This window comes from Tenacibaculum maritimum NCIMB 2154, assembly GCF_900119795.1.
GTDB lineage: Bacteria > Bacteroidota > Bacteroidia > Flavobacteriales > Flavobacteriaceae > Polaribacter > Polaribacter maritimus.
This window is the reverse complement of the sequence record NZ_LT634361.1, coordinates 3,181,426-3,202,354: the sequence shown is the minus strand read 5'-3', so window position 1 is coordinate 3,202,354 and position 20,929 is coordinate 3,181,426. Positions and strand designations below refer to the sequence as shown.

At 31.6% G+C, this 20,929-nt stretch carries 18 protein-coding genes; 11 read left to right on the top strand and 7 right to left on the bottom strand.

Annotated elements, in window-relative coordinates:
- Positions 1 to 40: 40 nt before the first annotated feature.
- The gene (gene trpS / locus MARIT_RS14340; RefSeq protein WP_024740178.1) at positions 41 to 1,009 is read right to left on the bottom strand and encodes a tryptophan--tRNA ligase; all 969 of its coding nucleotides are present in this window, start codon (positions 1,007 to 1,009) and stop codon (positions 41 to 43) included.
- Positions 1,010 to 1,159: 150 nt separating this feature from the next.
- Here trpS and MARIT_RS14335 point away from each other — a divergent pair, with 150 nt between their 5' ends.
- Genes MARIT_RS14335 through MARIT_RS14320 form a run of 4 tightly spaced genes read left to right on the top strand, consistent with a single transcriptional unit; the run spans position 1,160 to position 4,643 of the window.
- Positions 1,160 to 1,951 carry a lysophospholipid acyltransferase family protein gene (locus tag MARIT_RS14335; protein WP_024740177.1) on the top strand — a complete coding sequence of 264 codons (792 nt, stop codon included), beginning with the start codon at positions 1,160 to 1,162 and terminating at the stop codon, positions 1,949 to 1,951.
- Positions 1,923 to 2,567 carry a PAQR family membrane homeostasis protein TrhA gene (gene trhA, locus MARIT_RS14330; RefSeq protein WP_024740176.1) on the top strand — a complete coding sequence of 215 codons (645 nt, stop codon included), beginning with the start codon at positions 1,923 to 1,925 and terminating at the stop codon, positions 2,565 to 2,567. Before MARIT_RS14335 ends, trhA begins: the two co-directional genes overlap by 29 nt.
- Positions 2,568 to 2,597: 30 nt before the next feature.
- Positions 2,598 to 3,293 carry a LytR/AlgR family response regulator transcription factor gene (locus MARIT_RS14325; protein ID WP_024740175.1) on the top strand — a complete coding sequence of 232 codons (696 nt, stop codon included), beginning with the start codon at positions 2,598 to 2,600 and terminating at the stop codon, positions 3,291 to 3,293.
- Positions 3,294 to 4,643 carry a sensor histidine kinase gene (locus MARIT_RS14320; protein ID WP_024740174.1) on the top strand — a complete coding sequence of 450 codons (1,350 nt, stop codon included), beginning with the start codon at positions 3,294 to 3,296 and terminating at the stop codon, positions 4,641 to 4,643.
- Positions 4,644 to 4,837: 194 nt separating this feature from the next.
- On the opposite strand, the gene MARIT_RS14315 is transcribed toward MARIT_RS14320, so the two are convergent.
- Positions 4,838 to 5,311 (bottom strand): CYTH domain-containing protein, encoded by a 474-nt coding sequence (locus MARIT_RS14315; protein ID WP_024740173.1) that lies wholly within the window; start codon positions 5,309 to 5,311, stop codon positions 4,838 to 4,840.
- A gap of 70 nt (positions 5,312 to 5,381) precedes the next feature.
- Between MARIT_RS14315 and porZ the strand changes: the two genes are divergently transcribed.
- The 4 genes from porZ to MARIT_RS14295 are packed head-to-tail and all read left to right on the top strand — an operon-like array spanning position 5,382 to position 11,198.
- Positions 5,382 to 7,709, top strand: a complete 2,328-nt coding sequence (gene porZ, locus MARIT_RS14310) for a type IX secretion system anionic LPS delivery protein PorZ (RefSeq protein WP_100211863.1) — start codon at positions 5,382 to 5,384, stop codon at positions 7,707 to 7,709.
- Between the two features lie 7 nt (positions 7,710 to 7,716).
- Complete coding sequence (gene recO, locus MARIT_RS14305; RefSeq protein ID WP_024740171.1) at positions 7,717 to 8,439, top strand: DNA repair protein RecO; 723 nt, start codon at positions 7,717 to 7,719, stop codon at positions 8,437 to 8,439.
- Positions 8,440 to 10,917 (top strand): TonB-dependent receptor, encoded by a 2,478-nt coding sequence (locus tag MARIT_RS14300; RefSeq protein WP_100211862.1) that lies wholly within the window; start codon positions 8,440 to 8,442, stop codon positions 10,915 to 10,917.
- 11 nt (positions 10,918 to 10,928) lie between these two features.
- Positions 10,929 to 11,198, top strand: coding sequence for a DUF3817 domain-containing protein (locus MARIT_RS14295; protein ID WP_024740169.1), 270 nt, complete (start codon positions 10,929 to 10,931; stop codon positions 11,196 to 11,198).
- An 18-nt stretch (positions 11,199 to 11,216) separates the two neighbouring features.
- Here MARIT_RS14295 and moaD read toward each other — a convergent pair whose 3' ends face one another.
- Entirely contained in the window at positions 11,217 to 11,462 is a 246-nt protein-coding gene (moaD, locus tag MARIT_RS14290; RefSeq protein WP_231975161.1) for a molybdopterin converting factor subunit 1, read from the bottom strand.
- A gap of 333 nt (positions 11,463 to 11,795) precedes the next feature.
- Entirely contained in the window at positions 11,796 to 14,378 is a 2,583-nt protein-coding gene (locus MARIT_RS14280; RefSeq protein ID WP_100211861.1) for an AsmA family protein, read from the bottom strand.
- 117 nt (positions 14,379 to 14,495) lie between these two features.
- On the opposite strand from MARIT_RS14280, the gene queG reads away from it, so the two are divergent.
- On the top strand, positions 14,496 to 15,422 hold the full coding sequence (queG, locus tag MARIT_RS14275; protein ID WP_100211860.1) for a tRNA epoxyqueuosine(34) reductase QueG: 927 nt from the start codon (positions 14,496 to 14,498) through the stop codon (positions 15,420 to 15,422).
- Between the two features lie 85 nt (positions 15,423 to 15,507).
- Here queG and MARIT_RS14270 read toward each other — a convergent pair whose 3' ends face one another.
- The 3 genes from MARIT_RS14270 to MARIT_RS14260 all read right to left on the bottom strand — a co-directional run bounded on the left by MARIT_RS14270 (position 15,508) and on the right by MARIT_RS14260 (position 17,562).
- Complete coding sequence (locus MARIT_RS14270; protein ID WP_100211859.1) at positions 15,508 to 15,954, bottom strand: hypothetical protein; 447 nt, start codon at positions 15,952 to 15,954, stop codon at positions 15,508 to 15,510.
- Positions 15,955 to 16,096: 142 nt separating this feature from the next.
- The gene (locus tag MARIT_RS14265) at positions 16,097 to 16,693 is read right to left on the bottom strand and encodes a PAS domain-containing protein (protein WP_024740163.1); all 597 of its coding nucleotides are present in this window, start codon (positions 16,691 to 16,693) and stop codon (positions 16,097 to 16,099) included.
- 275 nt (positions 16,694 to 16,968) lie between these two features.
- Entirely contained in the window at positions 16,969 to 17,562 is a 594-nt protein-coding gene (locus tag MARIT_RS14260) for a PAS domain-containing protein (RefSeq protein WP_024740162.1), read from the bottom strand.
- Positions 17,563 to 17,700: 138 nt separating this feature from the next.
- Between MARIT_RS14260 and MARIT_RS14255 the strand changes: the two genes are divergently transcribed.
- Entirely contained in the window at positions 17,701 to 20,004 is a 2,304-nt protein-coding gene (locus MARIT_RS14255) for an NADP-dependent malic enzyme (RefSeq protein ID WP_100211858.1), read from the top strand.
- A 329-nt stretch (positions 20,005 to 20,333) separates the two neighbouring features.
- Complete coding sequence (ruvA, locus tag MARIT_RS14250; RefSeq protein ID WP_024740160.1) at positions 20,334 to 20,915, top strand: Holliday junction branch migration protein RuvA; 582 nt, start codon at positions 20,334 to 20,336, stop codon at positions 20,913 to 20,915.
- Positions 20,916 to 20,929: the final 14 nt, after the last annotated feature.

Here is a 20,929-nt window from a genome sequence, read left to right as displayed (position 1 = left end):
TGTAAGAAAACTTTCCTGCTTTTACAAAGTATCGTATTTATTAGTAACCTACTTTTTCACGTACTCTAATCAATACCTCTTGAGCTACTTTTTTTGCTTTTTCTGCACCAATGGCTAATGCTTCATCAATTTCGTGACGATTTTCCATATAGTGGTTGTATTTTTCTCGTACAGTAGCAAATTTTTCTATAATAAGTTCATATAGCGCTTGTTTAGCGTGTCCATATCCATAATTGCCTCCTTCATAATTTGATCTCATTTCTTTAATCTGAGATTCTGAAGCAAGTAGTTTATAAATGGCAAAAACATTATCTGCGTCTGGATTCTTAGGAGCTTCTAGAGGTAAGCTATCTGTTTTGATACTCATAATTTGCTTACGTAATTTTTTGTCAGGTAGAAATATGTTGATATAGTTATTGCGTGATTTACTCATTTTTTCTCCGTCAGTACCAGGTACTAGTTTGGTGTTTTCTCTAATTTTAGACTCAGGTAACATCAAAGTGTCTCCTACAATATTATTAAATCTAGAGGCAACATCTCTTGTCATTTCTATATGTTGCAATTGGTCTTTTCCTACGGGAATTATTTCAGCATCGTATAATAAAATATCAGCAGCCATTAGCATAGGGTAGGTAAATAACCCAGCATTTACATCAGAAAGCCTATCTGCTTTATCTTTAAAACTATGCGCAAGCGTTAAACGTTGGTAAGGAAAGTAACAGCTCAGGTACCAAGTTAGTTCAGTAACCTCTGGGATGTCACTTTGTCTGTAAAAAACTGTTTTAGAGATATCTATGCCGCAAGCTAGCCATGTGGCTGCTGTGCTGTATGTATTTTCGCGTAGCTGCTGACCATCTTTAATTTGAGTTAAAGAATGCATATCAGCAATAAATAAAAATGATTCATTTTCAGGGTTATTAGCCATTTCTATAGCAGGCAAAATAGCTCCTAATAAATTTCCTAAATGAGGGGTTCCTGTACTTTGTACTCCTGTTAAAATTCTAGACATTTCTCTTCTTTGAAATAATTTATATTATTGTTGAAGAATTTAAACTTTATACGGTTCTATATAATTCAAATAAAAGCATCAACGGAAGCAAAAATATACTTTTTAATACTAAAAGCAATCAAACAAAAGAAATTACTACATTTGGCGTATATGAAAAAAATAAAAATACCTTTTGTACTTATTTGGAGACTATGGTTTTATGTTTTGGTTTTAGGAACAGTCATTTTAATGTCTCCTCTATTACTGATTCTTACTGCTAAAGAAAAATATTACCCTGTTTTTTGGAAAGTTATAAGAGTTTGGTCCTTCTTTTTGATTTATGCAATGGGATTTCGATTGAAAATAGAAGAAGAAGAAAAACTGGATATTACTAAGAGTTATATGTTTTGTCCAAATCATACTTCTTTGATAGACGGTTGGGTGCTTGTTGCACTAAGTAAAAATCCAATAGTTTTTGTAGGGAAAAAAGAGCTAGTTAAAATCCCGGTTTTTGGTTTCTTTTATAAAAAAGTTGTAATTATGGTTGATAGAAGTAGTCCTAAAAGTAGAAAGAGAGTATATGAAATGGCGAAGAAGAGATTGCAAAATGGCGTTAGTATTGCCATTTTTCCAGAAGGGCTAGTGCCTACGGAAGACGTTATTTTAGCACCGTTTAAGAATGGAGCTTTTAGTTTGGCTATAGAACATCAAATTCCAGTAGTACCTCATGTTTATTATGATGCGAAACGACTTATTTCTTGGGATCCCCTTAGAGGAGGGCCAGGAATCTTTAGAGTAAAGCAGTGTAAGGCTATTGAAACGGTAGGGCTAAGTAAAGATGATAAAGAGGAGTTAAAAAACCAGACATTTGGTGTGATTTATAATGAATTGGCAAATGATGAAGTTTATATGAAAGATACGAATAGACCAAATAATGAACGAGAATTTAAATCACCATTATAGTCAGAAGGAAGAGAGATTAAATGTTCTGTCTCATGGTTTAGGTTTTTTATTAAGCCTTGTGGCTTTTCCTTTTTTAATTTTTAAATCCTTGGACTATAGTAGTTGTTGGCAGTCAACAAGCTTTATTGTTTACGGATTAAGTCTTATTGTTTTATATGGAGCTTCTACATTTTATCATGCTTCAAAAGAACCGAAAATCCGAAGGAAACTAAATATTTTAGATCATGCTGCAATTTATGTGCTTATTGCAGGAACCTATAGCCCTTTTTGCTTAGTAGCATTAAAATCTGTTTTAGGTTGGTATATGTTTATTTTCGTATGGTTTTTAGCTGCAGCAGGAGTTATTGCAAAACTTTTTTTTACAGGGAGGTTTGATAAGATTTCCACAATTTTATATGTATTAATGGGGTGGCAGGTGGTGTTTTTTGGAAGTGAATTATACCGCAATCTTTCGCAAGAGAGTTTGTATTCGTTAGTTTTAGGAGGTGTTTTTTATACTATAGGAGCTTTGTTTTATTCAGTAAATAAGATGAACTATAATCATACCGTTTTTCATGTTTTTGTATTATTAGGTAGTTTAAGTCATTTTATAGCCGTATTTTTAATAGCGGTGTAATAACGAAGAGGAGTAAAATAAATAATAGAGATGTTAAAAATAGTATTGATTGATGATGAAAGAGATGCTTTAGAAGCGTTAGAATGGAAAATAAAGAGAGTTTTTGAGGATGTTCACATCACAAAGTGTAGTTCTCCTGTAATAGGAGTTAAATTGGTAAAGGAAATAGCTCCAGAGATTGTTTTTTTGGATATACAGATGCCCGAAATGGATGGTTTTTCATTTATTAGTCAGTTTTCAGAGAGAAATTTTAAAGTGGTTTTCACCACAGCTTATGATGAGTATGGTATAAAAGCTATCAAAGCAAAGGCATTCGATTATTTATTGAAGCCTATTGATATAGATGAGTTAACGTTGGTTTTAGTTCAGGTAAAAAAAGAAGTTGAGAGTAGAAATGTTGCCACAAAAATAAATATTTCTGCGGACGGAAGAATATATTTGATTTCTAAAGAAACAGTTTTGTATTTAAAGTCAGATGGAAGTTATACTTCTGTTTATTTGACTTCGGGAAAAAAAATAATAGCAACAAAAACATTAAAAGACATTCAAAAGAAATTTAATTTCCCAGAGTTTTTTAGAGTTCATAATTCGTATGTAATAAATTTAGATTTTGTAATAGAGTATAACAAAGGAGTGAATGAGCTTACAATGAAAGATGGAGCAAGGGTTAGTGTAAGTAGAAGCAAGAAAAGTGAATTGATGGAAAAGTTATATCTTGATAAATAAATGTTACTAGATATTAATTCTGCTTTTTATTCGTGTATAAGAGGTGCATTATTGATGCTTTTTGTGTATCATCTTATTATTTATATACAAAATAAAGATGCCCTTCATAAATACTATACGGCTTATCTTTTTTGTTTGACAATTTATTTAATTAGAGATGTTTTTACCAACGAAGCAATTCAGTATTATTACCAATATATTAGCTTTTCAATGCAATATGTGGGATATTTTTATTTCGTTTGTTTTTCTAATACGCTCATAAATAGTAAGGAAAGTTTTCCTAAGATATATTTAGTGGTAAAATACCTGTCGCGGGGTTTCTTGGCAATTGCTTTTTTGTTAATTGTTACTCAGTTCTTTTTGGGGTATGAAGCTCAAAAAAAAGTAGTAGCCTATTCTGTCCCTTTTGCTTCTTTTTGCGCGTTATATGTGTTTTATATGTTATCTAAAAAAAGAACAAAGCAAATTTTTTATTTACTGTCGGGATCCATTTTGTTTTTAATGTTAGCTAATATTAGTTCTATTAAAATGATAAAAGGAGATCTTTATCTAGTAGCTATTCCTGTGCATAGAATGTTTTATTATTTTGTAGGAGCAATTATTCAAAGTACCATTTTTGCAGTGATTATAGGAAATTATTATAATGAAATAGCAGAAAGAAAGAGAGAGGTAGAGGTAAGTTTATTGAAGCAAAGGAATCAGATAGCACGATTAAAAATGACAGTGTTAAAGAGTCAAATGAATCCTCATTTTTTATTTAATTCACTAAACTCAATTAATAATTTTGTAATTCAAAATAAAATAGAAGAAGCATCAGATTATATTGCTAAGTTTTCTTCTTTGATCAGAAATGTTTTACAAACAACAAATAATAATACGATCCCCTTGAGTGAGGAGTTGAAAATATTATCTATCTATATAAAATTAGAGCAAGTGAGATTAAAAGATAGTTTTAGTTTTCGTCAAATGGTAGATGAAAATTTATCTTCTGAAGACTTAGCAGTAATACCATTTTTTTTGCAACCTTTTGTAGAAAATTCAATTTGGCACGGATTAAGTCTTAAAAAAGGGGAAAAAAAATTAGAACTTGAAATATTAAAAGAAGGAAAAAGCGTAGTAGCGAGAATCAAAGATAATGGTATTGGATGTGAAGAAAGTCAGAGGAGGAAATTGAATAATTTGATAAAAAGAAAGTCTTTTGGAATACAAATTGTTGAAGAACGATTAAAAATAATGTACCCAGATGAAGAGACAAGTATTCGTATTCAAGATATTTCTGATTCAGAAACAACAGGTACAGAAGTTGTGATTGTTTTTCCTTTAAAATACGAGGATAGCCGATTATTGTAAAAAACACCCCAATTATAAACTATTTAATGCTAACTATAAAAAACATTGTTTTTTCTGACATAAAGGGGCTAATTTAGCCTCAGTTAAAGAGAAGAATATAGTAAGGATATATACTTAATCTTTAAACGAAAATGTTCAAATTTGGGGGATTTGAATTTAGAAAAAAGCTCGGAGACACTTATATCCGAGCTTTTTTAATGCCATTTATTAAAGGGAAATTTACTAAGATTTGAATTGTAATACTCCTTTTTACCAGTAACTTCTTTTCCTAACCATTCAGGCTTTTTAAAGTTTTCTGATTCATGCTGTAGCTCTATCTCGGCAATAATTAAACCAGCATTATCACCAACAAATTCATCTACTTCAAAAAGGTGAGGTGCTGATGAAACTAGATACCTATATTTTTCAATAATTCCTTTTTCGCATAAATCAAGAAGATCGTTGGCTTCTTGTAAATCAATTTCTTTCTCCCATTCAAATCGAGTTGTTCCTGTTTTATTAGAAGCACCTTTTATCGTTAAAAAACCTTTGTTGTCATTAATTCTTACTCTAACAACACGTTCTTTATTAGAATTTAAGAAACCTTGTTTTATATATTTTTTTTGAAAGCTTTCTTTTTTGAAATGATTAGAAGTTACTAAGAATTTTCGTTCTATTTCTACAGCCATAAGAGTTGATGTCAAATTTGCACGAATGTATCGATTTTATCGTTATTATTGAATATCTTTGAGTTCTATTATGAAAAAAAGTATTTTTTTTTTAGCATTTATGATATCTCTTTTTACTGAAGCTCAAACTGATTTCAGTGATAGATGGGAAGATTTTTACTCATATAATAATGTAAAGGATTTTGTAAAGGTAGATAAATTGATCTATGCTATTGTAGATAACGCTGTATTTGTGTATCATATCGAAGACCAGAGCATAGAAAAATTGTCTTCTGTAAATGGATTATCAGGAGAAACAATAACAGCGATGTATTATAGTAAAAAATATGAACGTTTAGTTATTGGTTATGAAAACGGACTAATAGAAGTTGTAGATAATGATGGAAGAATTACTATTTCTCCAGATATAACAAATTTTAATCAGTCAGGAGAAAAAAGAATTAATAACATTTCAGAATATAATGATAAATTATACGTATCAACTTCATTCGCTATTGTGGTGTATGATATAAAAAAGTTGGAGTTTGGAGATACGTATTTTATAGGAAATGGCTCCTCTGAGGTCAATGTAAAACAAACAACTTTTTTAGAGGAAAAGATATATGTGGCATCTAATAAAGGTATCTATATAGCTACTATAAATAGTAATAATCTCATTGATTTTCAAAATTGGAATTTAAGTTTTGTAGGGAATTACCAAAAGGTAATGGTTTTTAAGAATAAGATTTTTGCAGCTGATTCGTCTAAATTAGTCGAGGTGAATGCTAATGGAACAATTACTCAGATTGCGAATTATTCTGAGGAAATAATGGATTTGAAAGCTTCTTCAGATTTCTTAACGGTAGCTCTAAATAAGAAGGTATTAGTTTATAATCAGTTGTTAAATATAGTTGCAGAGATTAAGAATATACCAGAATTTAATTTTACACTTAATAGTGCAAATACTATTGAGAATGATTTCTTTTTAGGAACAAAAGAATACGGACTTTTAAAAAGTACTATGAGTACTCCACAAGTATTTGAAGAAATTCATCCAGAAGGACCACTATCTAATGATGTTTTTTCAATTGCAAGTGCAAACAATAAGTTATGGGTAGTTTATGGAGGTTATGATCAGGTATATACACCATTAGGATATCGAAAAGGTTTTTCTTTTTTTGATGGAAGGAATTGGATTAATACACCTTTTAATCCTTCGTTTCCTGTTACAGATTTAAATCATATTTCTATTAATCCGAATGATAGTGAACAAGTTTTTATCAGTTCAATGGGAGATACTACTAATGAAAATTCTGTTGCAAGTGGAGGTCTTTTAGAAGTAAACGGAACCAGAATAGTCAATTTTTATAATCATAACAACAGTTCTTTGGAGTATATCCCTGCTACTTACCCAAGGAGAATAACTGTTAGGGTTAGTGGGACTGTTTTTGACGATCGAGGAAATCTATGGGTTACAAATGTAGGTGTAGATACTAAATTAAATAAGCGAAATGCATCAGGGCAATGGAGTAGCTTTGATTTAGAGAGTTTGTTTGCTAATAATGCCTTTGGAATGAATGACATAGTTATTGATAAAAATAATACACTATGGATTGGAACTCGAAGGAATGGAGTTTACATCTATAATGAAAAAGGAAATAGGAAACGTGCATTAACTACTGAGGTAACAAAAGGAAGCTTACCGAATTTAAATGTAAGAACAGTAGCGGTAGATCATAATAACCGAATTTGGTTAGGGACACTCTCAGGAATGGTTGTTTACAATAATGCATCTAATATATTTGAGACAAACAGGTATGATGCAGAGCCAATAATCATTTTAGATGATGGTATTCCTAAGAAATTGCTAGGAGATCAAACCATTAACACAATTGCAGTTGATGGTGCTGATAACAAATGGTTTGGGTCAGAAAATGGAGGAGTGCTATACACAAACCCTAATGGTCAAAAAACCCTGAGTAGTTTTAATAAAGATAATTCGCCTTTACCTTCTAATAAAATTTTAAAGATTGAAGTGGATATTGCTACAGGAAAAGTGTATTTCGCTACCAACAAGGGAATTGTAGTTTATAATAGTAAGGTAGCTTCTTTTGGAGAAGAGTTAAAAGAAGTATATGCCTATCCAAATCCAGTACTAAGTAAACATTCAAGTGTAACCATAGATGGAAGAAATGGTACGCATTTACCAAAAGGAACAAATGTAAAAATAGTAGATATATCAGGAAATTTAGTGTATGAAACCAATGTGGTTGAAGGGCAAGAATTACAAGGAGGAAAAGTTGTTTGGGATAAACGGAATCTAGCAGGAGTGCAGGTGGCTTCTGGTGTATATATAGTGTTACTTTCTAATAAAGAAGGAACTGAAACATCAACTACCAAAATAGCAATTGTTAATTAATAGAATAATGGCTGTTATATCTACAAAATCAATTGTACTTAGCGCTCTTAAGTATAGTGATTCTAGTCTTATTGTAAAGTGTTTTACAGAGGAGGAAGGAGTGAAATCTTATATGCTTAGAGGAGTATTGAAATCTAAAAAAGGCAAATTAAAAGCAGCTTATTTTCAGCCATTAACTCAACTTCAAATAACGGCAAGTCATAACAATAAAAAAACATTGAATAGCATTAAGGAAGCGCAAATAATTAATCCGTATAATACTATCTATACATCAATAATTAAGCAGTCTATAGTGCTATTTTTATCGGAGGTGCTATCTGGGGTTATTAGAGAAGAAGAAGAAAATATTCAATTATATAGCTATGTTGAAGCGGCACTAATCTGGTTAGATACTCATGACTCTATCTCCAATTTTCATTTGCTTTTTTTATTAAATTTATCTCGTTATTTAGGATTTTACCCAGATGTTTCTAATCAACAAAAACAGCATTTTAGCCTTATAGAAGGGAGTTTTACAGATATAGCATATGAAAAATTGATAATATCAGGAGATGAGTTAAGTCAGTTTAAAAAGTTATTAGGCATAAATTTTGATAGCATAGGAAAAGTCTCTTTTAATAAAAGTGAAAGACAAAAGGTATTACGAATGATAATTCGATATTTTGAACTACATTTGGAAGGGTTTAGAAAACCCAAATCTTTAGATGTGTTAGAAACTATATTTAGCTAAATGAACTATTTTTATATTTTCCTTTTTTCTCTTGTTAGTTTATCTGCGATGGCTCAAAAAGTTACTGTTTTAGATGCTGAAACAGGTAAGCCAGTTGAAGAAGTGGTTTTGTTTAATAAGTTACAAACAATATCTACAGTAACTAATGAAGATGGAGTAGTGGATATTTCTGACTTCAAAAGAACAGAGGTGATTTATTTTTCTCATGTTTCTTATGCATTGTATGAAGTTAAAAAAAATATATTAAAGAAAACCAAATTTCAGGTGTTCTTAAAAAAAGAATCGGAGCAATTAGATGAAATAGTACTATCTGTTTTTAAGAAGAAAGAGAAATTAAATAGAATAGCAGAGCAGATAGCTGTAGTTTCTTTGAAAGAAATTCAGAGAGTTTCTCCGCAAACATCAGCTGATTTATTGGCAAGTATTCCAGGAATAAAGGTTCAGAAATCTCAATTTGGAGGAGGTAGTCCTGTGTTAAGAGGTATGGAGTCAAATAGAGTTTTACTTGTTGTAGATGGAGTTCGTATGAATAATGCTATTTATAGAAAAGGGCATTTACAGAATTCAATTACAATTAGCCCTAATCTACTAGATAGAACAGAAGTTGTATTTGGTCCTTCTTCTGTAATTTATGGTTCCGATGCTCTAGGAGGTGTTATTCATTATTATACAAAAACACCTAAAATATCTTATGAAAATGAAATTGGAGGGAATCTCTTTTCAAGATTTTCCTCAGTAAATAATGAGATCACAACAAATATATCAACAGAGTTAAATTTTAAAAAATGGGCAAGTTTTACAAGTATTTCTTATAGTAAATTTGGTGATTTAAAAATGGGGAAAAACCGCTCTCATGGTTTTAAGAATTGGGGAAGTATTGCGTATTTTTCAGAGAATTTAGATGGAGATTATCAAGAAAATCCAACAAGGAATTCAGATTCAAATATTCAAAAAAATACAGGATATGATCAAACAGACTTTTTACAAAAGTTATTCGTTCCTTTATCAAAGAAAACAGATTTGAAAGTAAATATTCAGTATTCTACATCTTCTGATATTCCTAGGTTTGATAAACTATCTGAGCTTAAAGATGATACAGATCCGTCATCTTTAAAATTTGCAGAATGGTATTATGGACCACAGCAACGTTTTTTAGCTGCTTCTCAATTGGATATTAGTCCGGAGAAAAAATGGTTAGATAAAGGAACCATAACATTAGCGTATCAAAATATTAAAGAAAGTAGAATCCAACGAAAGTTTGGAAGTTTGGATAGGTCTTATAAAAAAGAATCAGTAAGTGTTTATAGTTTGAATACTGATTTTGTGGTACCATTGGCAAGACAGCGAAATTTAGGCTATGGTTTTGAATTGGCTTATAACGATGTGGCTTCTACTTCTTTTGGGAAAACGCTGAATGTAGTTGATGGTGAATATGCTGGTTTTTCTGGAGATTTCCCGGTGCAATCTCGTTATCCAGATGGGGGAAGTACTTATTTAAGTACTGCATTATATGTTGATTATAGGCAAGATATAAGTAGTAATTCTACTCTGAATACAGGGGCACGTTTAACAAGTACCTATTTAACGGCAAAATGGAATGATGATACCTTTATAAAATTGCCTAATAATGATATCAGTACTGAAAACACAGCATTAACCTTAACTGTTGGTTATGTGTATAAACTTAATAAAACATGGCAGCTAAATACAGTTATTTCATCAGGATTCCGATCGCCTAATATTGATGACATAGGTAAAGTGAGAGAAAAGAGAGGGAAAGTTACTGTGCCTAATGTGGATTTAAAGCCAGAACATGCATATAATGCGGAAATAGGGGTTCAGAAATACTTTAATAATCGTAAGTTTAGGCTAGGGGCAAATGTATATTATACATTTTTGAATAATTATATTTATAGAGAGGGTTTTGAGCTAAATGACAGTGGTGTAATAGAGTACGATGGGGTGAAAAACTTGCCTATTTTTGCTAATATAAACAAAGGAACGGCTTATGTTGCTGGTTTTACAACTAGTTATGAAGGAAGATTACATCAAAACTGGAAAACATCTGGCTTTGTAACCTATACCCAAGGAAAAGCTTATGATACAGGAGATCCGATGTCATCAATACCTCCTTTGTTTGGTAATTTTGATTTGAATTATGTTCATCATAAATTCGAAGCAGGCGCGAGTTTTCGGTTTAATGCAAAGAAAAATATTAGCGATTATAATTTGGTTGAGGGGATTGATAATCAGTCGCAAACTCCCATTGTTGATCCAAATGCAACAAAAGATCTAGAAAAATACTATGGTACTCCTAGTTGGAGTACGATAGGAGTTAATAGTAAATATACGTTCAATGAAAATTGGGCGCTTTTAGGTAGTGTAACAAACTTATTTGATGAGCATTATAAGGAATTTGCTTCTGGTGTTGCTGCACCAGGACGTAATTTTTCATTAGCTCTAATGGTAACTTTTTAATAAAATTTCAGATGAATAATATATTTAAAATAGTAAGTCTTTTAGAAGGAATATCCTACATATTGTTGCTTTTTATAGCAGTTCCTATTAAGTATTTTGCAGGAAATCCTGAATATGTAAAAATGTTAGGAATGCCTCATGGATTATTATTTGTAGCTTATATCGTATTAGCAATTATGTTAAAATATGAGTTGAATTGGAATGGGAAAACGTTTGGGATTGTTTGTCTTTTATCTATTCTTCCTTTTGGAACTTTTTTTGTAGGGAAATACCTTAAATAAGTATTTTTAGTAGGAGATTTATCCACCACTTACAGGAGGAATGATTGCCACAGTGTCATTAGCTGTTAATATAGTTTCTTTAGAAGCATATTCTTCATTTACAGCAACAGCATAAGAGGTAATCTGTTTTAAATTAGGAAACTTTGTTGTTAAAAGTTGTCGTAGTTCTTGTACTGAAGTATTCGAAGGTATCGTTATTGTTAAGGATGAATTTCCTACTAAATCGGTAGCAATTCCAAAAAATAAAAGAGATATTTTTATCATAATGCAAAGATAAAATACTTTTATAATTGAATACTAAATACAATGATATTTTCTGTTTTTCCTTTGTGGTAAGATCGTATAAAATCTATGCGTAGTAAGCGTCATTTTCCAAACCTAATATTATCAAACCCTAGAAATAGCTCAGTATAGGACTTTCCGTTTGTGGTAAACAAAGACTTAATTCCTGTCGTTAGGTGGAAATAGAACTTGTTTAGCAATGGAACTCTACTAATTTCTCCATCTTTATTTATTCCTTTTATTCTGTATTTAAAAACTCCCAAGTAAACAAATTATTTTACCCGGGAGTTCAGTTCTTTTGCTTAGAGAAGGGGGTTATTTTTTCTTTTTTCCGAATAAGCCCCCTAAAACATCAGTAACTTTTTTAACCGTATTATTTTTAGTTTTAGAAGAATCTTTCTTTTTGTTTCCTAATAAATTTCCTAGTGTATTATTAATAAGATTATTTTTCTGTTCTTGGATTAGTTTTTGACTGAGTTTTGCAACAGAAGAGGATATGTCCGTTTTTACGGAAGGGCTTTGCATATTACCAGAGATTGTAGCAGAAATCGGAACAGTAATGTTTTTGTTTTTATTATTTAATTTAGCAAGTAGATTTTGGGTTTCTCCTCCTAAATATTTTGCAGGAACGTCTAGTGTAACATTATAATTCATGCTTTGATCAAATCCATGACTTCCTCCTACAAGGATATTAATATCTTTATACTTCACTTTAAAAGGGCTAACAGCTACTTGTCCATTTTTAAAAGAAAGGCGAGTTTTGATATCTGACAAATCAAGTTTTGACAAATCTATAAAAGATAACTTGTCATTTAGTAAGCTTAATGCCTTTGTTTTTTTAGGATCGATTTTAGTAGTTAATAATTCAGCAAGAGCTTTTCCTGAAATAGAAGAAAGATTCGGGGTAAAATCATTGTTTAATCCCCCAGATAGGTTAATTTCTGAATTTAACTTTCCGTTCATGGCTCCAGCAATAGGACTCAATGAACGTAATAAGTCTAAACTCTTAAAAGAATCAGCAATATCAAAAGATTTAATTCCTAGATTCATATTGAAAGTTGGTTTTTTATCTTTGGTATTAATAGTTCCATTTAGTGCAATTTTACCATTAAATAGCATAGCGTTAACATCTTTTAAGGTTGCTTTTTCATCCTTTAACAATAAAGATCCTTTAGCATCTTTTAAGGTAAGATTGTCATAATACACTGTTTTGGCATCTGCAAGTATGGTACAATCTAAAAAAGCAGGAATTTTTAAAGATTCAGTAGCTGTTGTTTTTTGAGAATTAGGAGTTTCTTTTTGTGGAGTGTTTTCTGTATCAGAAACGCTCTCTTGCATGAAATCGCTAACATAGAAATTAGTTGAATTGACATTGAAGTTCCCCTGTAATTTTTTATTAGAAAGTAAAAAACCTAGTAAATTGTTTATTTTACCCGTAGCATTCAGGTCACTTTTTCCTGTTCTTGCATCAAACTCTGTTAAAGAAATAGTAGTAGGAGTAAAAGTTACCTTTGTACTTTTTATTTCAATAGGATTTACAATGTCTTTTGAAGAAAAGATGAAGTCGCTAAGTGCTACGGTACCATCATTTTTAATACGCTCTACGACGTTGTTTTTAATAGCGTTGGTGTCAAATTTAGTATGTAAATTAGCTTTTAGAATACCACTTAATTCATTTTGAAGATTTACAGGATAGGCTTGGTGGATATTCGCTAAATTTAAGGTGCCATTCAAGGTGGCATCTACGGTAGGATTTGTAGTTAAATTATGGATACTAGCCTTGCCAGAAAAGGTGTCTTTATCAATTTTAAATGATAATTGATTAATGTTAACAAACGTATTTTTGACCTTACCAGTCTCGTTTTTTATTTGAGTATCAATGTAAATATTTTCAACGGCTTTAGGAAGGTTAGGGTATTTAAGAGAAGCATTTTCAGAACGAATGCTAATAGCTAATTTAGGAATTGTAGTGTCATCTATAATTCCATTAATAGTACCATTAATAGCAAAATTCCCAGAAGTTCTTACTTCGGAAATACTTTTGGTATAGGTTTCAGGGATTAATTTTAAAAAATTTTTAAAATCAGAAGAAGGAGTTTTGAAATTAATAGCCACCTCTTGGTTTTTATCATGTAATTGAATATATCCGTCAAAAATTAAAGGTAAATTATTAAGGGTAGCTTTGTTTTTTAAAAATGAAAACTTTTTATGAATAAGATCCATGTCCAACAGAGCGTCCAAAGAAATATTTTGATTTTTAGCATATGCAGTTCCATTCATTCCAAAGGAAACGATAAAAGAAGTTTGAGTAGCTAATTTTAATTTTTCTTGAGAAAAATCACCACTTCCAGCATGGTTTAAATCGATCAAGGAGAGCTGTATGTTACCTTTTTGATCATTATATCTTATAGAAGAATTGGAAATCTTATAAGAATTAATTGCCAAGCCAAAAGAAGAAGTACTGCTGCTTTTAGAAGGGTTTTCTTTGTTGTTAGAAGGTTTTGTAATATCGTAATTGGTGTTTCCTTTTTTATCCACTAAAATATTTACAAGTGCATTATCAATTGAAAATGATTTGATACGTAACTGATCGGTCGCGCTTTTAAAAAGCTCTGTAAGCTTTAATTTTAAAGTGATGTCCTTGGCGTATAATAAAGTATCTCCTTTAAAAGGAGCAATGTTAATAACAGAAACATCTGTAAGTTGTACGGAAGCGTTTGGGAAATTTTTTAATAAACTGAGGCTGCCATCAGAAAAATCAACCTGTGCGTTTATATTATTATTAATAGATTTTTTAACAAGCCCAAGAATTTTATCTTGAAATAAATAAGGAATGCTAATTAATAACATAAAAATTACAAGAAGGAAACCAATAACAATCTTATAAGCTTTTTTCATTGTGTTTGAGTTTTACAAATTTTTATTATAAACAAAGTTCAGCTTTTCTTTGTAAAGAAACCATAATAAAATGATAAAAGTAAAAGTTTTGGTAATTTTGCCCTTGTTAAAGATAGAATGTTGAAAAAAGAGGATTACGCTCAATTTATAAAAGAACAGGCAAAGCGTTTAGGTTTTTTAGACTGTGGAATTGCTAAAGCTACTTTTTTAGAAGAAGAAGCTTTTGGTTTGGAGCAATGGTTGGCAAATGGATTTCATGGAGAAATGCATTATATGGAAAATCATTTTGATAAACGGTTAGATCCTAGATTGTTGGTTGATGGAGCTAAATCTGTAATATCGCTTTCATATAATTATTATCCCCCAAAGGTTCAAAAAGAAGATTCTTATAAGATTTCAAAGTATGCTTATGGAGAAGATTATCATCAAGTAATAAAAACGAAATTAAGAGAGTTGCTTTCATTGATACATGATGAAATAGGAGAGGTGTCAGGAAGAGCTTTTGTGGATTCGGCTCCTGTTTTGGAGCGTGCTTGGGCAAAAAAAACAGGTTTGGGTTGGACGGGGAAGAATACTCTCTTAATTCAAAAGCAACAAGGGTCCTTTTTTTTTCTAGCGGAATTGATCATCGATTTAGAGTTGGCTTATGATGATCCGTTTGTTACTGATCATTGCGGAAGGTGTACAAGATGTATAGATGCATGCCCTACGAATGCCATTTTGCCTAATAGTACTGTAGATGGAAGCAAATGCATTTCGTATGTAACTATTGAACTAAAGGATCAGATACCTGCATCCTTTAAAGATAAGATGGAAGGGTGGATGTTCGGTTGTGATATTTGCCAAGATGTTTGCCCTTGGAACCGCTTTTCAAAAGCGCATTCAGAACCTTTGTTTTCGCCAAAAGAGCATTTATTGGAAATGACTAAAAGAGATTGGGAAGAAGTAACTGAGGAAACTTTTAGAAAGGTATTTAAGAAATCGCCAGTTAAAAGAACAAAGTTTTCAGGATTAACTAGAAATATTCGGTTTTTAAAAGAATAATAAAAGAAAAGTGTTGTTTCCATATCAAAAGGAAACAACACTTTTCTTTTAAGGCATAGCACTCATAAAGTTAGGGAAATTAAAATTATTTAAAATATTCCCAAATATCTTTACCTTCTTGGTCTAAAGCCCATCTTTCATTATTGCTAGAAATCCTAGTAAAAACATCTTTATTCTTGTTTAAAACGAATATGATAGGATTTTCCAGAACAATATCAGAAGTACTATTTTTAGTGTTTATCTTTAAAGTGTCATTTTCAAATGTGTACTGGTCAAATGCAGCAGGAATATCAGTGAAAATAAGGTTAACTTCCTTTTTTTCTCCGTTTTTACTAAAAAACATTGACCTAAAGCAGTTGTAAAAAACACCTTGCTGTTTTATTTGCTCGCATTCTTCTTTAGTAACACCAGCGGGAGTTAAAAAAGTTTTCCCAAGAAGAAAATCTTCTTGGCCTGTAATTACTTTATCATTCTCGCTACAACTACTAAGAATTAAAGATAAAATTAAAATTGGTAAGATTGAATATTTCATGATTATTGTTTTATCAATAAGATGAATAAAATGTAAAAGGGTTGCTTTTAAGAATGTTAAAAAAAACTTTTTAACGAAAAGTTAATTTACATTTGTAGTAAGTTCAATCAAAGTTATTGTTACTCAATTGTATAATGGCTGTTTATTTATATTCACCCATAAAAAACCAATTCAATCCTTTTTTAATTTTACTTTTGTTTTTCTGAACTTCTTCCTGGAACAAATCAACAACAAAGGCATCGTAATCTTTACCAGCCTCTTCTTTTAGGTAGTTTTTAAAGTAAAGTTCACTTACTTTTTCACCCTTTTGCTGTTCAATTTCAAGTAAAGTTTTATAAAGAGGTTCAATTCTAGTGACAACGCTATCAGGAACAGCTTTCCTTCTTCCAGTATAACCGATAATATTACCATCGTCGTCCTTATCAATGGTAAAGTCAGTAATAACCCAGTAATACCTTCCTGTGCGAGTTAAATTTTTAACTATGGCATGAAAGTTCTCTCCTTTTTTCAAAGCATCCCATAATATTTTAAAAGTCACCTTTGGCATATCAGGGTGGCGTATGATATTATGAGGTTCACCAATAAGTTCAATGGCATTGTATTCAGAAGCCTCTAAAAAAACATCGTTCGCGTACAGAATAGTTCCGTGTACATCTGTTTTACTAATAATAGTTTGGGTTTTATCCCATTTTACTTCTTCATTAAGAATGATAGGTTTAGTCTTGGGGGGCGTTTTCATTTTATTTATTTTTTAAAAGTTGAAACAAAAATAAACAAAATAGATTATTTGAATAGTTTTTTGGGAGTTTTAAATTATTATTTATTCTTAAAAAGAAACCAAGAGGAGCGTGAATTTTGTTAAATGACAATACCCCCTTTGAATAGTTTTAAGAAAAAGGTATTATAGGGGTATTATATCATTTAAAATAAAAAGAAAACCTTGTATGATTATGGTTTAAGTAAAAAGAGTAGTGTAGCTTGTTTTAATGACGAAACAATATAAAGCAGTAATAGCTATTTGTATTCTCCTAAGAAAAACCAGTTCAGCCCCTTTTTTATTTTGCTTTTATTTTTAGAAACCTCTTCATCAAATAAATCAACAACGAAAGTATCGTAATCTTTACCAACTTCCTCTTCTAGGTAATTTTTAAAGTAAAGCTCGCTTACCTTTTCGCCTTTTTGTTGTTCAATTTCAAGCAAGGTTTTATACAAAGGCTCAATTCTTTCAACGACACCCTCAGGAACAGCTTTTCTCCTACCTGTGTAACCAATGATATTCCCATTTTCATCTTTATTGGTAGTGAAGTCCGTAATAACCCAATAATACCTCCCTGTTTTAGTTAAGTTTTTTACTATCGCATGAAAATTTTTCCCTTTTTTCAAAGCTTCCCATAGTATTTTAAAAGTAATCTTAGGCATATCAGGATGGCGTATCACATTATGCGGTTCACCAATAAGTTCAATAGCACTATACTCAGAGGCTTGTAAGAAGGCTTCATTAGTATATAGTATAGTTCCGTTAGGGTCTGTTTTGCTGATGATAGTTTGGGTTTTATCCCATATTACCTCTTCGTCAATTAAAGTTTTAGTCTTGGGGGGCGTTTTCATCTTTTTAGTTTTTTAAATTAAAATTTAAAACAAAAGTAAATAAAATAGACAGTTTAAAAAGCTTTTCATTTTTTTTAACGTATAATTAGTAGCTAACAAAACCCTATATTTGTCAGCTTAATCAAACAACAATAACCTATGAATGATTCTCGAAAAAGACATGAAGCACTATTGTATCATGCAAAACCGAAGCCAGGGAAAATAGCTGTAACTCCTACGAAGAAGTATGCCACACAGCATGATTTGTCCTTAGCATATTCACCAGGAGTAGCGGAGCCTTGTTTAGAAATAGCGAAAGACAAAAAGAATGTATATAAATATACTTCTAAAGGAAATTTGGTAGCTGTAATTTCAAATGGGACAGCAGTTTTAGGGCTAGGAGATATTGGTGCTGAAGCATCAAAACCAGTAATGGAAGGAAAAGGATTGTTATTTAAGATTTTTGCAGATATAGATGTTTTTGATATAGAAGTTGATGCTACAGATGTAGATAAGTTTGTGGAAACAGTAAAGGCAATTTCACCAACTTTCGGAGGGATCAACCTAGAAGATATAAAAGCACCAGAGGCTTTCGAAATAGAAAGAAGATTGAAAGAAGAGTTGGATATTCCAGTAATGCATGATGATCAGCATGGAACGGCTATTATTTCAGCAGCAGCATTGAAAAATGCGTTGGAAATTAATGGCAAAAATGCCGCTGAGGTTCAAATTGTAGTCAATGGAGCAGGAGCAGCTGCTATTTCATGTACTCGTTTATATTTAAAACTAGGAGTGCAGAGAGAAAATATCATCATGTGTGATAGTAAAGGGGTTATTAGAAAAGATAGAGGTAGTTTAACTCCTCAAAAGGCTGAATTTGCTACAGATAAAGATGTTCGTACACTAGAAGAAGCAATGCATAATGCTGATGTATTTATAGGGTTGTCGAAAGGAGATGTGGTAACTCCAGAAATGCTATTGTCAATGGCTAAAAATCCAATAGTATTTGCAATGGCAAATCCAGTACCTGAAATTTCGTATGATTTAGCAATTGATACGCGAGATGATATTATTATGGCAACTGGTCGTTCAGATCATCCTAATCAAGTAAACAATGTACTTGGGTTTCCATTTATTTTTAGGGGAGCTTTGGATGTGCGAGCAACAACAATAAATGAAGAGATGAAAATGGCGGCAGTGCATGCTCTTGCTGAACTAGCAAAGCAATCTGTGCCAGAACAAGTAAATATTGTGTATGATGAAGTAAGTCTTTCTTTTGGAAAAGAATATATAATTCCAAAGCCATTTGATCCTAGGTTGATTTATGAAATTCCACCAGCAATTGCAAAAGCAGCAATGGATTCGGGAGTAGCTCAAGAACCAATTTCAGATTGGAATAAGTACCGAGAAGAATTGATGGATAGATCAGGAACAGGAAGTAAAGAAATTCGATTGCTGCATAATAGAGCAAAAAAATCTCCCAAGCGAGTGATTTTTGCGGAAGCGGATCATTTAGATGTATTAAAAGCCGCTCAAAGAGTTTATGACGAAAAGATAGGATATCCTATTTTACTAGGAAACAAAGAGGTAATCTTAGAATTAAAAGAAGAATTAGGTTTTGAAGCAGAAATACCAATTATAGACCCGAAGATACCTGAAGAAAAAGAAAGAAGAAATCGTTTTGCAGAAGCATTTTGGAAATCGAGAAGAAGAAAAGGTATTACTTTGTTAGAAGCTCAAAAATGGATGAGAGAACGCAATTATTTTGCGGCAATGATGGTGAATGAAGGAGAAGCAGATGCTTTAATTACAGGATATTCTCGACCATATCCTTCGGTTGTAAAACCAATGTTAGAGCTTATAGAAAAAGACAAAGGAATTACTCGTGTAGCGGCAACAAATTTAATGTTGACTAAACAAGGACCAATGTTTTTAGCAGATACAACGATTAACATCAATCCGAGTGCTAAAGATTTGGCAAAAATAACACAGTTGACTTCTGGATTAGCAAAGATGTTTGGAATGAAGCCTAATGTAGCAATGCTGTCTTTTTCCAATTTTGGTTCTTCAAAATCAGAAAGTTCTGTAAAAATAAGAGAAGCAGTTTCATATATTCACCGCCATTTTCCAAATGTGGTTGTAGATGGGGAGTTGCAGGCAGACTTTGCCTTGAATCCAGAGCTGTTAGCAAAGGAATTTCCCTTTTCTAAGTTAAACGGGGAAAAAGTGAATGTGCTAATTTTTCCAAATTTAGATGCTGCTAATATTACATATAAATTAATGAAGCAGATAGATGGAACAGAGTCTATAGGGCCTATCATTTTAGGATTGAGTAAGCCTGTACATGTTTTGCAATTAGGTTCAAGCGTAGATGAAATGGTAAATATGGCAGCTGTGGCAGTAGTTGATGCCCAAAATAAGGAGAAGAGAAGTGAGGGTATAGCTGCTCATGTTGGTTTCTAAAGGAGAATGAGTGTAATTAAACTTAGTGTAAAATCAAACTATAATTCCATTTAAATTATAGTTTGATTTTTTTGTTTTTAGTAATATAGTTTTTATAGATAGGTATTGTGTTTTGTGAAAAAAAAGCACTATTCGTTTGACTTTGTTTTTAAATTCTACGCTAATGCGTTTGTAAAGGTTAGGGGTTGATTATTTTAGAAATAGCATAATGAAGAGGTTGGTTTTTCTTGTTAAAAAATAGGGGATTGCTAGTTTTTTGAATTGCTGGTTTTTTAGTGTTTCCTAAAACAAATAATTTTCCTACTTTAGAACCTTGAAAAATAAGGAAAATGATTACACAAATTAGAGGGAGATTAGTAGAAAAAAATCCAACATATGCTGTTGTTGATTGTAATGGAGTAGGTTATTTGGTGCATATTTCTTTGAATACTTTTTCCAAGCTTCCTGAAAATGAAAACGTACAATTGTACACACATTTATCTATTAGGGAAGATGCACATACCCTTTATGGTTTTTTTGACAAAACGGAGCGAGAGGTTTTTAAACTATTGGTTTCGGTATCTGGAGTAGGGCCGAGTATTGCGAGAACAATGTTGTCATCTATGACGTCTAAAGAAGTTCAGCAAGCTATTGCTTCTGAGAGTGTATCTGTAATTCAATCCGTAAAAGGGATTGGTGCAAAAACAGCACAACGTGTTATTGTAGATTTAAAAGATAAGATATTAAAAACCTTCGAACTAGATGAAGTTTCGGTGGTTGAAAACAATACAAATAAAGAAGAAGCGTTATCAGCTTTAGAGGTTTTAGGGTTTGCACGTAAGCAAGCTGATAAAGTGGTAACTAATATTTTGAAAGAAATGCCAGAAGCGAGCGTTGAATTACTGATAAAGCAGGCATTAAAAAAATTATAGGTGGTATTGGAAAT

What these genes read in the sequence shown, in the direction of transcription:
- MARIT_RS14315 (WP_024740173.1), bottom strand. Translation starts at nt 5,311, where the DNA reads ATGGCTGTAGAAATAGAACGAAAATTCTTAGTAACTTCTAATCATTTC.
- trhA (WP_024740176.1), top strand. Translation starts at nt 1,923, where the DNA reads ATGAACGAGAATTTAAATCACCATTATAGTCAGAAGGAAGAGAGATTA.
- trpS (WP_024740178.1), bottom strand. Translation starts at nt 1,009, where the DNA reads ATGTCTAGAATTTTAACAGGAGTACAAAGTACAGGAACCCCTCATTTA.
- MARIT_RS14300 (WP_100211862.1), top strand. Translation starts at nt 8,440, where the DNA reads ATGAACTATTTTTATATTTTCCTTTTTTCTCTTGTTAGTTTATCTGCG.
- MARIT_RS14270 (WP_100211859.1), bottom strand. Translation starts at nt 15,954, where the DNA reads ATGAAATATTCAATCTTACCAATTTTAATTTTATCTTTAATTCTTAGT.
- MARIT_RS14265 (WP_024740163.1), bottom strand. Translation starts at nt 16,693, where the DNA reads ATGAAAACGCCCCCCAAGACTAAACCTATCATTCTTAATGAAGAAGTA.
- MARIT_RS14295 (WP_024740169.1), top strand. Translation starts at nt 10,929, where the DNA reads ATGAATAATATATTTAAAATAGTAAGTCTTTTAGAAGGAATATCCTAC.
- MARIT_RS14335 (WP_024740177.1), top strand. Translation starts at nt 1,160, where the DNA reads ATGAAAAAAATAAAAATACCTTTTGTACTTATTTGGAGACTATGGTTT.
- MARIT_RS14320 (WP_024740174.1), top strand. Translation starts at nt 3,294, where the DNA reads ATGTTACTAGATATTAATTCTGCTTTTTATTCGTGTATAAGAGGTGCA.
- ruvA (WP_024740160.1), top strand. Translation starts at nt 20,334, where the DNA reads ATGATTACACAAATTAGAGGGAGATTAGTAGAAAAAAATCCAACATAT.
- recO (WP_024740171.1), top strand. Translation starts at nt 7,717, where the DNA reads ATGGCTGTTATATCTACAAAATCAATTGTACTTAGCGCTCTTAAGTAT.
- MARIT_RS14280 (WP_100211861.1), bottom strand. Translation starts at nt 14,378, where the DNA reads ATGAAAAAAGCTTATAAGATTGTTATTGGTTTCCTTCTTGTAATTTTT.
- queG (WP_100211860.1), top strand. Translation starts at nt 14,496, where the DNA reads ATGTTGAAAAAAGAGGATTACGCTCAATTTATAAAAGAACAGGCAAAG.
- MARIT_RS14255 (WP_100211858.1), top strand. Translation starts at nt 17,701, where the DNA reads ATGAATGATTCTCGAAAAAGACATGAAGCACTATTGTATCATGCAAAA.
- porZ (WP_100211863.1), top strand. Translation starts at nt 5,382, where the DNA reads ATGAAAAAAAGTATTTTTTTTTTAGCATTTATGATATCTCTTTTTACT.
- MARIT_RS14325 (WP_024740175.1), top strand. Translation starts at nt 2,598, where the DNA reads ATGTTAAAAATAGTATTGATTGATGATGAAAGAGATGCTTTAGAAGCG.
- moaD (WP_231975161.1), bottom strand. Translation starts at nt 11,462, where the DNA reads ATGATAAAAATATCTCTTTTATTTTTTGGAATTGCTACCGATTTAGTA.
- MARIT_RS14260 (WP_024740162.1), bottom strand. Translation starts at nt 17,562, where the DNA reads ATGAAAACGCCCCCCAAGACTAAAACTTTAATTGACGAAGAGGTAATA.